This is a genomic window from Luteimonas sp. MC1825 (genome assembly GCF_014764385.1).
Classification (GTDB): Bacteria; Pseudomonadota; Gammaproteobacteria; order Xanthomonadales; family Xanthomonadaceae; genus Luteimonas.
On sequence record NZ_CP061714.1, the window covers coordinates 1,969,293 to 1,982,168 of the forward strand.

General features: G+C 71.7%; 14 protein-coding genes, 1 tRNA gene and 1 other RNA gene. 8 read left to right on the forward strand and 8 right to left on the reverse strand.

What is annotated here, in order from left to right:
* Nucleotides 1-11: 11 nt before the first annotated feature.
* The 3 genes from IDM46_RS09120 to IDM46_RS09130 all read right to left on the reverse strand — a co-directional run bounded on the left by IDM46_RS09120 (nt 12) and on the right by IDM46_RS09130 (nt 1,879).
* Nucleotides 12-1,022, reverse strand: a complete 1,011-nt coding sequence (locus IDM46_RS09120) for a beta-ketoacyl-ACP synthase III (protein ID WP_185115533.1) — start codon at nt 1,020-1,022, stop codon at nt 12-14.
* 107 nt (nt 1,023-1,129) lie between these two features.
* Nucleotides 1,130-1,324, reverse strand: coding sequence for a 50S ribosomal protein L32 (gene rpmF, locus IDM46_RS09125; RefSeq protein ID WP_182820471.1), 195 nt, complete (start codon nt 1,322-1,324; stop codon nt 1,130-1,132).
* A 27-nt stretch (nt 1,325-1,351) separates the two neighbouring features.
* On the reverse strand, nt 1,352-1,879 hold the full coding sequence (locus IDM46_RS09130; RefSeq protein ID WP_182820470.1) for a YceD family protein: 528 nt from the start codon (nt 1,877-1,879) through the stop codon (nt 1,352-1,354).
* 133 nt (nt 1,880-2,012) lie between these two features.
* On the opposite strand from IDM46_RS09130, the gene IDM46_RS09135 reads away from it, so the two are divergent.
* Both IDM46_RS09135 and IDM46_RS09140 read left to right on the forward strand, forming a co-directional pair.
* The gene (locus IDM46_RS09135) at nt 2,013-2,375 is read left to right on the forward strand and encodes a hypothetical protein (RefSeq protein WP_182820469.1); all 363 of its coding nucleotides are present in this window, start codon (nt 2,013-2,015) and stop codon (nt 2,373-2,375) included.
* A gap of 1 nt (nt 2,376) precedes the next feature.
* Nucleotides 2,377-2,955, forward strand: coding sequence for a Maf family nucleotide pyrophosphatase (locus IDM46_RS09140; protein ID WP_182820468.1), 579 nt, complete (start codon nt 2,377-2,379; stop codon nt 2,953-2,955).
* Between the two features lie 39 nt (nt 2,956-2,994).
* Here IDM46_RS09140 and IDM46_RS09145 read toward each other — a convergent pair whose 3' ends face one another.
* A complete protein-coding gene (locus IDM46_RS09145) occupies nt 2,995-4,851 on the reverse strand; it encodes a glycosyltransferase family 39 protein (protein WP_185115534.1) in 1,857 nt (618 codons plus the stop codon).
* Between the two features lie 73 nt (nt 4,852-4,924).
* Here IDM46_RS09145 and IDM46_RS09150 point away from each other — a divergent pair, with 73 nt between their 5' ends.
* Genes IDM46_RS09150 through IDM46_RS09165 form a run of 4 tightly spaced genes read left to right on the forward strand, consistent with a single transcriptional unit; the run spans nt 4,925 to nt 9,303 of the window.
* Nucleotides 4,925-5,851, forward strand: a complete 927-nt coding sequence (locus tag IDM46_RS09150) for an AAA family ATPase (RefSeq protein ID WP_185115535.1) — start codon at nt 4,925-4,927, stop codon at nt 5,849-5,851.
* A gap of 2 nt (nt 5,852-5,853) precedes the next feature.
* Nucleotides 5,854-6,837, forward strand: a complete 984-nt coding sequence (locus tag IDM46_RS09155) for a DUF58 domain-containing protein (RefSeq protein ID WP_182820465.1) — start codon at nt 5,854-5,856, stop codon at nt 6,835-6,837.
* Nucleotides 6,770-8,776 carry a DUF3488 and transglutaminase-like domain-containing protein gene (locus IDM46_RS09160; RefSeq protein ID WP_185115536.1) on the forward strand — a complete coding sequence of 669 codons (2,007 nt, stop codon included), beginning with the start codon at nt 6,770-6,772 and terminating at the stop codon, nt 8,774-8,776. The genes IDM46_RS09155 and IDM46_RS09160 overlap by 68 nt, the downstream gene beginning before the upstream one ends.
* Before the next feature lie 38 nt (nt 8,777-8,814).
* A complete protein-coding gene (locus IDM46_RS09165) occupies nt 8,815-9,303 on the forward strand; it encodes a Slp family lipoprotein (RefSeq protein WP_182820463.1) in 489 nt (162 codons plus the stop codon).
* 24 nt (nt 9,304-9,327) lie between these two features.
* Here IDM46_RS09165 and IDM46_RS09170 read toward each other — a convergent pair whose 3' ends face one another.
* From IDM46_RS09170 to dnaX, 4 genes are all read right to left on the reverse strand, one after another.
* Entirely contained in the window at nt 9,328-9,675 is a 348-nt protein-coding gene (locus IDM46_RS09170; RefSeq protein ID WP_185115538.1) for a histidine triad nucleotide-binding protein, read from the reverse strand.
* Nucleotides 9,676-9,738: 63 nt separating this feature from the next.
* On the reverse strand, nt 9,739-10,335 hold the full coding sequence (gene recR / locus IDM46_RS09175) for a recombination mediator RecR (RefSeq protein WP_182820461.1): 597 nt from the start codon (nt 10,333-10,335) through the stop codon (nt 9,739-9,741).
* 34 nt (nt 10,336-10,369) lie between these two features.
* Nucleotides 10,370-10,690, reverse strand: coding sequence for a YbaB/EbfC family nucleoid-associated protein (locus IDM46_RS09180; protein ID WP_182820460.1), 321 nt, complete (start codon nt 10,688-10,690; stop codon nt 10,370-10,372).
* Between the two features lies 1 nt (nt 10,691).
* Nucleotides 10,692-12,488, reverse strand: a complete 1,797-nt coding sequence (gene dnaX, locus IDM46_RS09185; RefSeq protein WP_185115539.1) for a DNA polymerase III subunit gamma/tau — start codon at nt 12,486-12,488, stop codon at nt 10,692-10,694.
* A gap of 143 nt (nt 12,489-12,631) precedes the next feature.
* On the opposite strand from dnaX, the gene IDM46_RS09190 reads away from it, so the two are divergent.
* Both IDM46_RS09190 and ffs read left to right on the forward strand, forming a co-directional pair.
* Nucleotides 12,632-12,724, forward strand: a tRNA-Ser gene (locus tag IDM46_RS09190).
* Nucleotides 12,725-12,776: 52 nt separating this feature from the next.
* Nucleotides 12,777-12,873, forward strand: an RNA gene (ffs, locus tag IDM46_RS09195) — signal recognition particle sRNA small type.
* Nucleotides 12,874-12,876: the final 3 nt, after the last annotated feature.

Sequence of the window (12,876 nt, forward strand, 5' to 3'; positions counted from 1 at the left end):
TGTGGCGCGGCTCAGTAGCGCAGCAGCGCCGAGCCCCAGGTGAATCCGCCGCCAAAGGCTTCCAGCAGCACCAGTTGGCCGCGCTGCACCCTGCCGGAGCGCACCGCCTCGTCCAGTGCCAGCGGCACCGAGCCCGAGGACGTGTTGCCGTGCCTGTCGACGGTGACGATCACCCGCTCCATCGGCATGTCCAGCCGCTTGGCCGTGGCTTCGATGATGCGCAGGTTGGCCTGGTGCGGGATCAGCCAGTCGATGTCATGGCGGTCGACGCCATTGGCCTCGAGGGTCTCTTCGACGATCGCGTCCAGCGCCTTGACCGCGGCCTTGAACACCTCGCTGCCCGCCATGTTGATGCGCAAGCCGGCGTTCTTCTCGTTTTCCTTGAAGCCCACGGACACGCCCACCGGGTTCCAGAGCAGCTCCTTCTTGCCGCCGTCGGCGTGCAGGTGGGTACTGAGGATGCCGGTCTCGGCATCGGCCTTGAGCACCACCGCGCCGGCGCCGTCGCCGAACAGCACGCAGGTGGTGCGCTCGCTCCAGTCGACCATGCGGGTAAGGGTTTCGGCACCGATCACAAGCGCGGTCTTCGCGGCGCCGGAGGTGATGAACTTCTCGGCCACGCTCAGCGCATAGACGAACCCCGAGCAGGCCGCGTTGACGTCGAACGCCGGGCAGCCGTTGGCACCCAAGCGGTGCTGCACAAGGCAGGCGGTGGACGGGAAGATGATGTCCGGCGTGGTGGTGCCGAGGATGATCAGGTCGAGTTCGGAAGCGTCGACGCCGGCGGCTTCCATCGCACGCACGGCCGCGTGGTAGGCGAGGTCGCCGGTGGTCTCGCCCTCGGCGGCGATATGCCGCTGGCGGATGCCGGTGCGGCTGGCGATCCACTCATCACTGGTATCGACGAACTCGGCCAGGTCGGCGTTGGTCAGCACCTTGGCCGGCAGGTAGCTGCCGGTACCCGCGATGCGCGCATAGATGCGCGGCGCGGGCGCCGTCGCGGGAGTTGCGGACTCGCTCATCTGGTGGATCGACCTCGTTGGTTCCAGCGCCGGCAATGCCGGCGGATCGCGCGGCGCGGGGCGCACGCGCGATGGGCCTGCCCGACGCAGCGCGACGGGCGGAGAGGTCAATCCTCGTCGGCGATCTTGACCTTCGGCTGCACGACCTGGCGCCCGCGGTAGAAACCGTCCGGGGTGACATGGTGGCGCAGGTGGGTCTCGCCCGACGTCGGGTCGGTGGACAGCTGCTTGGCGCTCAGCGCGTCATGCGCACGGCGCATGCCACGGCGGGAGGGGGAAACGCGGGACTTCTGTACGGCCATGGGTGTGCTCCAAACGAAACCGGGTTGTCAATTCTTTTTCAGGTCAGCCAACGCCGCGAACGGGTTGGCACTTTGTTCTTCATCTTCCGAGACCGGCCAGTCGCGCTCGACGCTTTCCGAACCGGGTGCCATTGGCACCACCGGCACGGCCAGGATCAGCTCGTCCTCGACCAGCTCCGCGGGGCGCACGAGACCGTCGTCGGCCACCAGCAGGGCTTCGTACCCCTCCGGCAACGCGGCTTCGGCAGCCTCGCTCTCGCTCTCGTCATCGCTCGCACGCAGCAGGCCAAGCCGCTGCACCAGCGACACCGGGAACAGGAACCGCTGCAGGGTGCGCTGGCAAAGCAGCGGCAACTCCGCGTCGATCCTCAATTCCACGAAAGGCACCTGCAACTCGTCACGATCGAAGCCGAGGCTGAAGGAAACGTCCCCTTCGGCATCGACCAGCGTGTCGGCCAACCGCGCAAGCGCGGACAGCGGCAGGCGGCCAGCAAACTCGCGCCGGGCCGCGACCATGCGCCAAGCGTCCAATACCTCGGGCACGTCTGCAGACATAAGCCGGAGAATGTTAGGCCTCGGCCCCTGCCCTGTCAAACCGCGGATCGCGGCCAGATCCGCGCGTACGGGGGGATTTGCCCGCGCCGGGCCGCAGCGGGCAGACTGCTGGCCCACCACCGAGGGCTCCCGCGTGTCCCTGACGCCGCTGCTGATTGTACTCGCGTCACTGGCCGCGGGCCTGTGGCTGCTGCTGCGCCAGGCCGGCATCGGCCGGCGCCGCCGCGCCATGACCGGTGTCCTCGACGCCGCCGACGCCCTGGAATCGCGCCTGCGCACCGCGCGCGCCGAATTCGAGGCGGTCGCGGGCGACGCCGTCGATCCGGTGCGCGCCGCCATGCAGGAAATGCTGCGCCAGCGCCTGTGGCTGCAGCAACACGGCGCACGCGCCTCGCTGGCCGAGTTGGCCACCGTGCGCGACTCCATCGACACCGCGCGCAGCCGCATCGAGCGGGAGCTGTCGCGGATCGAGCGCGCGCGCGCGCCGCTGCACTGACATGCCCGCGCCTGCCGTCGTGCTCGCGTCCACCTCACCGTATCGCCGCGAACTGCTGGCGCGGCTGCGGCTGCCCTTCGAATCCGTCCGCCCCGAGGTCGACGAGACGCCACGCCCCGGCGAATCGCCCGCCCTCCTGGCCATGCGCCTGGCCTGCGCCAAGGCCGCGGCGGTCGCTGCGACGCATCCGGATGCGTGCGTGGTCGGCTCCGACCAGGTAGCCGAGCTTGACGGCCGGCCCATCGGCAAGGCCGGCGGGCGCGACGCCGCGATCGCCCAGCTGCTCGGGATGGCGTCGCGCGAAGTCGTCTTCCATACCGCCGTGGCCGTGGCGGCAGGCGGCGCCGTGCATGCCGAGAGCGATACCACGCGCGTGCGCCTGCGCGCGCTCGACATCGCCGCGATCACGCGCTATGTCGATGCCGAGCAGCCCTGGGACTGCGCCGGCAGCTTCAAGTGCGAGGGCTACGGCATCACGCTGTTCGAAGCCATCGACAGCACCGATCCGACGGCGCTGGTCGGCCTGCCGCTGATTGCGACCGCGCGCCTGTTGCGCGCGGCCGGCTGCATCCTGCCCTGAGCGTGGCGGCGGCCGCGGCGCGGTGGCGCGCGCGGCACCTCAGTCGCTGTTCCCCACCACGATGCGCTGTTCGGGCCAGTCCTCGACACTGCCGTCCTTGCCATGCAGGCGCAGGCCGAGCCAGTGCGCGCCCTGCAGGCCCGGCGGCAGCATCACATCGGCCTGGAAACCGACGGCCGGATGCGCGACATCGGTGGAGATCGACCAGTAGCCGGCGACATGCGGCCGCTCCAGCCCGTACTGCGCGGTCGCCACCACCGTGCCGTCGAGCGTGACCTCGACGCGGTCGATGCCCACGCCGTCCTTGAACGCCCATCCCGCCACCGCGACGTGGTCGTCGACGCGGGCATCGGATGCCGGGCTGTCGAGCCAGGCCATCGCCGGCAGCGTGCAGCCGCCTTCGGGCATGGCCTCGGCACGTGGGCCGAGCGCGAACAGCAGGAACCGCGTGCGCCCGTGGTCGACGTTGACCACGCGCGGCGGCGGCAGCGGCCCGAAGCGCCGGCACAGCGCGTGGTAGCGCAGCAGCAGGTGCTTGTATTCCACTTCGCTCGCGGCCACGACCAGCAGCACCGGATCCACGCCGCGATCGACCGCCCCGCTCGCCTCCAGGCCCCACAACCGCAGCTGGGGCGCGCGCCCGTGGTCGCGGTTGACCGGATGTTCCAGCACTTCGATGCGCGGATTGTCGAGCGCGAAGCCGAGTTCCGCGCCGACCTTGAAGTTGTCGGCGACCAGTCGCGTCCCCGCCGGCATGGCGGCGCGTTGCCCGCGCACCGCCACGGCCAGCTCGTTCCAGCCGGCGAAGTTCGACGGATACCACTTCAGCGTGGCGGTCTGCGCGCGCAGCGCCGGCATCGAGACCAGCACGTAATAGCCGAGCACCGCGACCAGGCCGCACGCGGCCACCACCCAGGTCGCCACGCGCAGCCATGGCCGCCAGCGCGCCAGGGCCGCCGGCAGCAGCGGCAGCAACGCGAGCAGCCCCGGCAGCGGCCAATGGAAGCTGACGCGCTCGGTATCGGCGAAGAATCCCAGCACGAAGAACCCGATCACCAGCAACAGCCCGCACAGGGCAAGGAAGCGCACCGGCTCGCTGTCGTCACGCGCGTCGCGCACGCCGGCGAGCAGCAGTGCGATGAACAGCAGCGGCGTGGCCAGCAGCGACTGGATCGCGATGAACCAGAGCCCGTCCGGGTGCCACGACCATGGATGCCGGTCGACCAGCTGGAAGCGCAGGCCCGCTTCGGCGTTCTCGAAGTTCCAGGCCAGCAGCGGCGTCCACGCCGCCGCGCCGAACGCGATCGCGATCCACACGCGCGGGTCGCGCAGCACCTGGCGGCCCTGCGGCAGCAGCATGAGCGCGACGAAGCCCACGCCCACCACCGCGGCGAAGCGGTAATGGCTGAGCGCACCGATCGCCAGGCCCAGCGCGAACTGCAGCACCACGCCATAGCCGACGCCGCGCAGCATGCGCGTGCCTGCGTCCAGGCACAGCAGCGTCGCCAGCGCCATCGCCGTGTCCGGCAGCGCCATGAGGCCGAGGCTGCCGGCCAGCGGCAACAGAAGAGCGGCGATGCCCGCGACCCAGGCGCGCGCTTCGCCGAACTCGCGCGCGGCGATGCGCACCACCAGCCACGGCAGCGCCGAGGCGACCAGCAGGAACGGCATGCGCAGCGCCAGCACGCCGTCGCCGAACACCATGCCGCCGATGCGGATCATCCATGCCGTAAGCCCCGGCAGGTCCGAGTACGCCCACGCCAGGTGGCGGCTCTCCTGCCAGTAGAAGGCCTCGTCGACGAACAGCGGCAGGCGCACGGCGATCGCCGCCTTGACCAGCAGCAGGGTGCACCACAGCGCGATGAAGACCACGCGCGCGTCGATCGGTTTCCGCATCCGCCAGCGACCTCGTTAGACTCGATCATCCGCCCGGCAACCGGGCATGACTGCACACCATGTGAGCCACGCCATGCTAACCGACGCCCTGCGCCAGGCCCTGAAAGATGCACAGGCGCAGGTGAATTCCCTGGTGCTGGGCAAGGAGCAGGCGGTGCGCCTTGCGTTCACCGCCCTGCTCGCCGACGGCCACCTGCTGATCGAGGACCTGCCAGGCCTGGGCAAGACCACGCTGGCGCACGCCATGGCGGCCACGCTGGGCCTCGGCTTCCAGCGCGTGCAGTTCACCTCCGACCTGCTGCCTTCCGACATCGTCGGCGTGTCGGTGTATGACGCCCAGGCGCGCAGTTTCAGCTTCCACCCGGGCCCGGTGTTCACCCAGGTGCTGCTGGCCGACGAGATCAACCGCGCGCCGCCACGCACGCAGAGCGCGCTGCTCGAGGCCATGGCCGAGCACCAGGTCACCGTGGACGGCACCACGCATGCCCTGCCGCAGCCGTTTTTCGTGATCGCCACCCAGAACCCGGTGGACCTCGCCGGCACCTACCCCCTGCCCGACTCGCAGCTCGACCGTTTCCTGCTGCGCCTGGACCTGGGCTATCCGGACGAAGCCGCCGAGCGCGCGCTGCTCGCCGGCGCCGACCGCCGCACGCTGATCGCGCAGGCCATGCCGATGCTCGGCGACGACGACGTGCTGCGGCTGCGCAAAGCCGCGGCCGCGGTGCACGCCAGCGACGCGCTGGTGCGCTACGTGCAGGCACTGCTGGCGCGCAGCCGCCACCATGCCGGCGTGCGCGTCGGCCTGTCGCCGCGTGCCGGCATCGCGCTGCTGCGCGCGGCGCGCGCGCACGCCCTGCTGCTTGGCCGCGGGCACGTGCTGCCCGACGACGTGCAACATCTGTTCGCCGCCGTGGCCGCGCACCGCCTGGTGGCCGATGTCGACGCCGGCGACGACACCACGCTGGCGCAGGCGATCCTGCACGCCGTCGCGGTCGATTGAGGATGGCGGAGCGGCGCCTGGCCGGGCTGCGCGCACGCCTCGAGGGGCTGGCGCGCCCGCGTCGCCCGGAAGTGCTCCCGGTCGCGTTCGACCGCCGTCGCATCTACGTGCTGCCCACCGCGTTCGGCGCCTTTTTCGGCGCGCTGGTGGTGGTGATGCTGCTCGGCGCGCTCAACTACAACAACAATCCGGCGCTGCTGCTGGCCCTGCTGCTGGCCGGCGCGGGCAACACCAGCCTGCTGGCGGCGCATCTGCAGCTGTCGGGCCTGCGCATCGTGGCGGTGGACGCCGAGCCTGTACCCGCGGGCGCGCCGTTGCTGCTGCGCGTGCACGCGCGCGCCGATCCGCAGCGCACGCGGCGCGGCCTGCGCGTCGATGCGGGTGACGCCTCCGCCGTGCTGTCCCTGCGCGACGGCGCCGGCGAGGTGCGGCTGGCGCTGGCCACGCAGCGGCGCGGATGGCTGCAACCGGGTCGCCTGCGGATCTCGACCACGCGTCCCTTGGGCCTTGCGCGCGCGTGGGCCTATGCGTGGCCCGCAGACGACCTGCTGGTCTATCCGCGTCCGGAAGCCGAAGGCCCGCCGCTGCCCCACGGCCGTGGCGACAATGCCCGGGCGCGCATGCAGCCGGCTGGCGACGACGTCCACCACCTGCGCGCCTACCGGCGTGGCGACGCGCGTCGCGCCATTGCCTGGAAGCCGTCGGCGCGCCGCGACACGCTGCTGGTGCGCGAATACGAACAGCCGCAGGGTGCCGACGTAGTGCTGGACTGGCTGGCGCTGGCACCGCTGGCCTACGAGGCGCGCATCGCGCGGCTGGCGCGCTGGGTGGACCAGGCCGAACGCGAAGGCCGTCGCTGGCGCCTGCAGCTCGCGCAGCAGCCAGCGATCGGCCCGGCACGCGGCGCCGCGCATCGGCATGCCTGCCTGCGCGCGCTGGCGCTGCTGCCGCCGGCCACCGGCTCGGAGCACGGCAGCCTTGGCTAGGCGCAAGCCGTCACGCAGCACGCCGCTCGACGCGCAGGCGCGCGGCTGGTCGCTCGCGGCCGCGGCCGCCTGCCTGCTGCCGCTGCTGCTGCAGCTGCCGGGCACGCTCGCGCTCGGGCTTGCACTGACCGGCATCGTCGCCACCGCCGCCTCCTGGCGTCGCCCGTTGCCGGCCGCGTTGCGCATGGTGCTGTCGCTGGCGGTGGTGGCGCTGGTGGTCGCCAACGCGCGCTTTGCGTTCGGCCGCGACACCGGCTGCGCGCTGCTGGCGGCGATGCTGGCGCTGAAACCCATGGAACTGGCCACGCTGCGCGATGCACGCAGCCTGCTCGGCTTCGCGCTGTTCGCCCCGTTCGCGACCTTCCTGCTCGACCAGGGACCGCTGTCGCTGCTGCTTGGCCTGGTGGCCGCGGTGCTGGTGCTGGCCGCGCTGCTGCGCCTGTCGGAAATGGAGAGCGGCGAACCCGAGGTGCTGGCGCCCGCGCCGCGCCTGGCACGGGTGCTGCGCCTGGTGGCCATCGGCCTGCCGCTGGCGCTCGCGGCATTCTGGCTGTTCCCGCGCATGGCCACGCCGCTGTGGGGCGTGCCGGAACGCGTCATCGCGCGACCGGGGCTGTCGGACACCATGGCGCCGGGCGGGTGGCTCGACCTCATGAACGACGACAGCGTGGCGCTGCGCGTCACCTTCGACGGCGCTGCCCCGCCGACGTCGGAGATGTACTGGCGCGGGCCGGTGCTGTGGAACTACGACGGCCGCGAATGGACCACCTCGCCCTGGTTCCGCGGCCTGCCGGCCGCAGCGGTCACCCATGGGCCGCGGCGTTACATCTACGACCTCGAGGTCGAACCGACCGACCGCCGGCAACTCGTCGCGCTCGAACTGCCCATGGCCGTGCCGGAAGGCGCCCAGGCGTCGATCGACCACATGTTGCGCACCGACCGGACGCTGTCGGCCACCACGCGCTGGCAGATGACCTCGGCCGCACCGGTGGCCTTCGAGCCCGACCTGCGCGGCACCCTGCGCGCCGCCGCGCTGCGGCTGCCGGATGGCTACAACCCGCGCACCATGGCACTGGCGCGGGAGTGGCGCACGCAGGCCGGCAGCGGCAACGACGCGGTGATCGTGGAGCGTGCCCTCGCCTGGATCCGCGCCGAGTTCGGCTACACGCTGACCACGCCGCTGCCGGGCCGGCACGCGGTCGATGAATTCCTGTTCGACCAGAAGCAGGGCTTCTGCGAACACTTCAGCTCGGCATTCGTGGTGCTGATGCGCGCCTCGGGAATCCCCGCGCGCGTGGTCACCGGCTACACCGGCGGCTACCGCAATCCCTTCGGCGGCTACTGGATCGTGCGCCGCTCCGACGCGCACGCCTGGGCCGAGGTCTGGCTGCCCGGGCGCGGCTGGGTGCGCGTGGATCCGACCGCCGCGGTCGCACCCGAACGCATCTACGACACCCTCGCCGACCGCGCGTCGGGAGGCGCGGGCGGGTTGCAGGCGCTGGCGCCGATGTACGACATGGGCGACTGGCTGCGCCGCGGCTGGAACGACCTGGTGCTCGGCTTCGACGCCGCACGCCAGCAGCGCATGCTGCGCTCGCTGGGTGGCGGCGACCTCGGCAGCAGCCAGCTGGTGGCGCTGTTCGCGCTGATCGGCGGTGCCGCGCTGGCGGCGATGCTGTGGCTGGTCGCGCGCGGCGAACGCGAGCGTGACCCGGTGTTGCGCGCATGGCACCGGCTGGGCGCGCGCTACGGGCGCCTCGGCCTCGGGCGCCGGCCGCACGAGACCGCCGACGCCTGGACCGCGCGGGTCCTGGCCCTGCGGCCGCAGTCCACCGCACTGGTCGCGCTCACCGCGCGTTTCGCGGAATGGCGCTACGCTCGCGATCGTGGCGGCGACGGCCGCACGCTGGTCCACGACCTGCGCGCGCATCGCCCCTGACACCCCACCTGCAACCCCAGGCAATGCCGGAGATCCGCATGAGCATCCGCCCCTTCATCGCCATCGCCGCCGCCCTGCTGCTTGCGGCCTGCGCATCATCGCAGCCTCGCCCGCTGCAGGGCGAGTTCAACCCGCTCTCCCCGCGCGACGCCGCCGCCCAGCAGGCCACCGGTGCCGTGGTGCGCTGGGGCGGACGCATCGTCCAGGTCGAACCCCGCCCCGACAGCACCTGCTTTGAAATGGTGTCGGCACGGCTCGACCACTATGGGCGGCCGTACTGGGGAGGCGACGATACCGGGGGCCGGTTCATCGCCTGCCGCCCCGGCTTCTACGACCCGGCGGTGTTCGAGCGCAACCGCGATGTCACCTTCACCGGTCGCATCAGCGGCTACGAGACCCGCAAGATCGGCGGCTACGACTACCGCTTCCCGCAGGTCGCCGCCGACGTGGTCTACCTGTGGCCCCGGCGCGACCACATCAACGTGATCACGCGCCCGGCGCCGTGGCCGTGGTGGGGCTACTGGTAAGCGGCCGCGTTTCCGCGGGCGCGCTCAGGCGGTCGTGCCGAAGCGCCCGAGTGGCGCGCCGGCCAGCAGGTGCAGGTGCAGCTGGAACACCGTCTGGCCACCGTCGCCATTGCAGTTGACGACGATCCGGTAGCCGTCCTCGGCAAAGCCTTCGCGCCGCGCGTAGTCCGCCGCGGCGAGCGCCAGACGACCCACGAGTTCGGGTTGTCCGCGCGGCAGGTCGTTGAGCGTGGCCACGTCGACCTTGGGCACGAACAGCACGTGCACCGGCGCCTGCGGTGCGATGTCGCGGAACGCGAGCAGGTGTTCGTCTTCGTAGACGATGTCCGCGGGGATCTCGCGGTTGATGATCTTGTGGAAGATGGTGGACATGGCGCGGGTCCTGCATGCCGGATGGATGCGGGCATCGTAGCCCGAAGCCCGCAGGCGCTCCGCTCAGCCGGCTTCGCTGCGCGACCCGAACGCGTGCGACAGCGTGCCGCGGTCCACGTACTCCAGCTCGCCGCCCAGCGGCAGGCCGTGCGCAAGCCGGCTCGGGCGCACGCCGTGCTGGCGCGCCAGCTGCGCCAGGTAGTGCGCGGTGGCTTCGCCTTCCACCGTCGGGTTGGTGGCGATGATCAGTTCCTGCACCTCGCCTTCGGCGAGGCGCGCGCCCAGCTGCTCCAGGCCGAGCTCGCGCGGGCCGATGCCGTCGAGCGGGCTCAGGCGGCCCTGCAGCACGAAGTACAGGCCGCGGTAGCCGGTGGCCTGTTCGATCGCCAGCCGGTCGGCCGGTGATTCCACCGCGCACAGCAGCTGCACGTCGCGCGCGGCGCTGGCGCAGGTCGCGCACAGCGGTTGTTCGCTGAAGTCGCGGCAGCGGCTGCAATGACCAATGCGCTCCACCGCCTCGGCGAGCACGGCGGCAAGCCGGCGTCCGCCGTCGCGGCCGCGTTCGAGCACGTGGTAGGCCATGCGCTGCGCGGTCTTTGGGCCGACGCCTGGCAGCACGCGGAATGCCTCGACCAGCTGTTCGAGCAACGGTGCGCTCATCGGCGGCAGGCGCGGGTCGGGACGTCGTGCGTGGTCAGAACGGCATCTTCATGCCGGGCGGCAGCGCCATGCCCGCGGTCGCCGCGCCCATGCGCGACTGCGACTCGGCGTCGACCTTGTTGCTGGCATCGTTGAACGCCGCGGCGATCAGGTCCTCGGCCATTTCCGGATCGGACAGCACGCTGGGGTCGATGCGTACCTTGCGGCACTCCTTGCGGCCGGTGAGGGTGACTTCCACCATGCCGCCACCGGCGCTGCCGGTGACTTCGACACTGGCGAGTTCTTCCTGGGCCTTCTGCAGGTTCTCCTGCATCTTCTGCGCCTGCTGCATCAGCTGGGCGATGTTTCCACGCATGTCAGTGCTCCTGGTCTTCTAGGGGGCGGATCGAATCGGGGACGAGCCGCGCGCCGTGTTGCGACATCAGCCGCTGCACGTCCGGATCGTTGAGGAAGGTGGCCTCGGCGACGCCCTGGCGCTCGTCGCGCACGCGCTCGTTGCGCGCATGCAGGGTTTCGCCGGCAGCGGCACCCGCGGCCGCCTCGAAGCGGATCTGCGGGGGGCTGCCCCAGCGCGCGCCAAGCGCGTCTGCAAGCTGCTGCACGAGGAACGGCGCGCGCAGGTGTTCATCTGCCGCGGGCAAAGACAGGCGCAGCACGTCCTGTTCGTGGCCCACGAAGGCCGAACTGGCCGCCAGTTCGCGCACCGGCCCGCGCAGACCCAGGCTGGCGACGAGATCCGGCCACTGGTCGTGGTCGATGGTGGGTGTCGGCGCGGGTCGTGCGGGGGCTGCTGCGCGTGCGGGTGCGGCTGCGCTCGCAGGTGCAGGTGCGGGAACAGCTGTGGCGACGGGCGCTACGGGCGCGACGCGGGCGGGTGGTACCTCCGTGCCGCCACCCGCGACCGTCGGCGGCAGCTCCCGTGGGGACGCTGTCACCGGAGGCGATGCACCCTGCGCGGACGGCGCGGCCGCCCCGAGCGCGGCGCGTGCGGCTGCAGCGGCGGACACGCCGCTGGCACGCATGCCGGGGGCCTCGCTTCCCGATGCCGTCGTCCCGCCCTCGCCGGGCCGGAACGCCAGCATGCGCAGCAGGCTCATCTCGAAGCCCGCGCGGGTGCTGGGCGCCATGCCGATGTCGCGCCGGCCCGAAACCGCCATCTGGTACCAGAGCTGCACCAGCTCCGGGCGCAGCGCGGCCGCCAGCGCCTCGACGTCGACACCTTCGCCCTCGACCTCGCTGCCCGGCACCAGCTGGCGCACCTGGATGCGGTGCAGCGCCGCGGCCAGCGCCTCGAGCACGCCGGCCCAGTCCGGCGAATAGCCTGCCAGCACTTCGATCTCGGCCATCAGCGCGGCGCCGTCACCTGTGGCCAGCGCGGCCAGCAGCGTCGCCACGCGGGTGCGGTCGACCGTGCCGAGCATCGTCGCGACGGCGTCGTCGGTGAGGCTGCCGCGGCCTTCGCCGGCGCCGGTGTAGGCGATCGCCTGGTCGAGCAGCGACAGGCCGTCGCGCAGGCTGCCGTCGGCGGCGCGCGCCAGTTGGCGTACCGCGCCGGGCTCGGCGGCGATGCCTTCGGCGGCGAGGATCCTGTCGATCTGGCCGCCGATCTGGGCCTCGTCCAGCCGCTTGAGGTTGAACTGCAGGCAGCGCGACAGCACCGTCACCAGCAGCTTCTGCGGGTCGGTGGTGGCGAACAGGAACTTGACGTGCTCCGGCGGCTCCTCGAGCGTCTTCAGCAGGGCGTTGAACGCCTGCTTGGTGAGCATGTGCACCTCGTCGATCAGGTACACCTTGTAGCGCCCCCGCGACGGCATGTACTGCGCGTTCTCGATCAGGTCGCGGACGTTGTCGACGCCGGTGTTGGAGGCGGCGTCGATTTCCAGCAGGTCGATGTAGCGGCCGGCATCGATTGCCTGGCAGGTCTCGCACGTGCCGCAGGGATCACTGGACGCGCCGTGCTCGCAGTTCAGGCTCTTGGCGAAGATCCGCGCGATGGTGGTCTTGCCCACGCCGCGGGTGCCGGTGAACAGGAACGCGTGGTGGACACGGCCGGAATCGAGCGCGTTGGTGAGCGCACGGACCACGTGCTCCTGGCCGACGAGTTCGGCGAACCGCTTCGGGCGCCACTTGCGGGCGAGGACAAGGTAGGACATGCCGCCATTCTGCCATGCGCATCCGGCGCGGCCGCGGTGCCGGGCGCGCGAGCGGTTTTCCTTGTCCGCGCGCGGGCTGGCGGCTAGACTTGCCGCCCCCGAGCCCCCATTCCATGGACAGGCGTGAAGCACGGGCCAGGTGCGGAGAGGTGTCCGAGTGGTTGAAGGAGCACGCCTGGAAAGTGTGTAAGCGTCTAAACCGCGCTTCGGGGGTTCGAATCCCCCTCTCTCCGCCAGTTTCAGGCGCGTGCCAGGCATCGCACGCGTTCGCAGGTTTCCGTGGTGGCCCCGTCGGCCCCTCGCGACGCTAGGTCGAAAACCCCGCCAGGGCCGGAAGGCAGCAACGGTATCGATCGACGCGGGCGCCGAGGTCAGCCGGCGGGGTTGC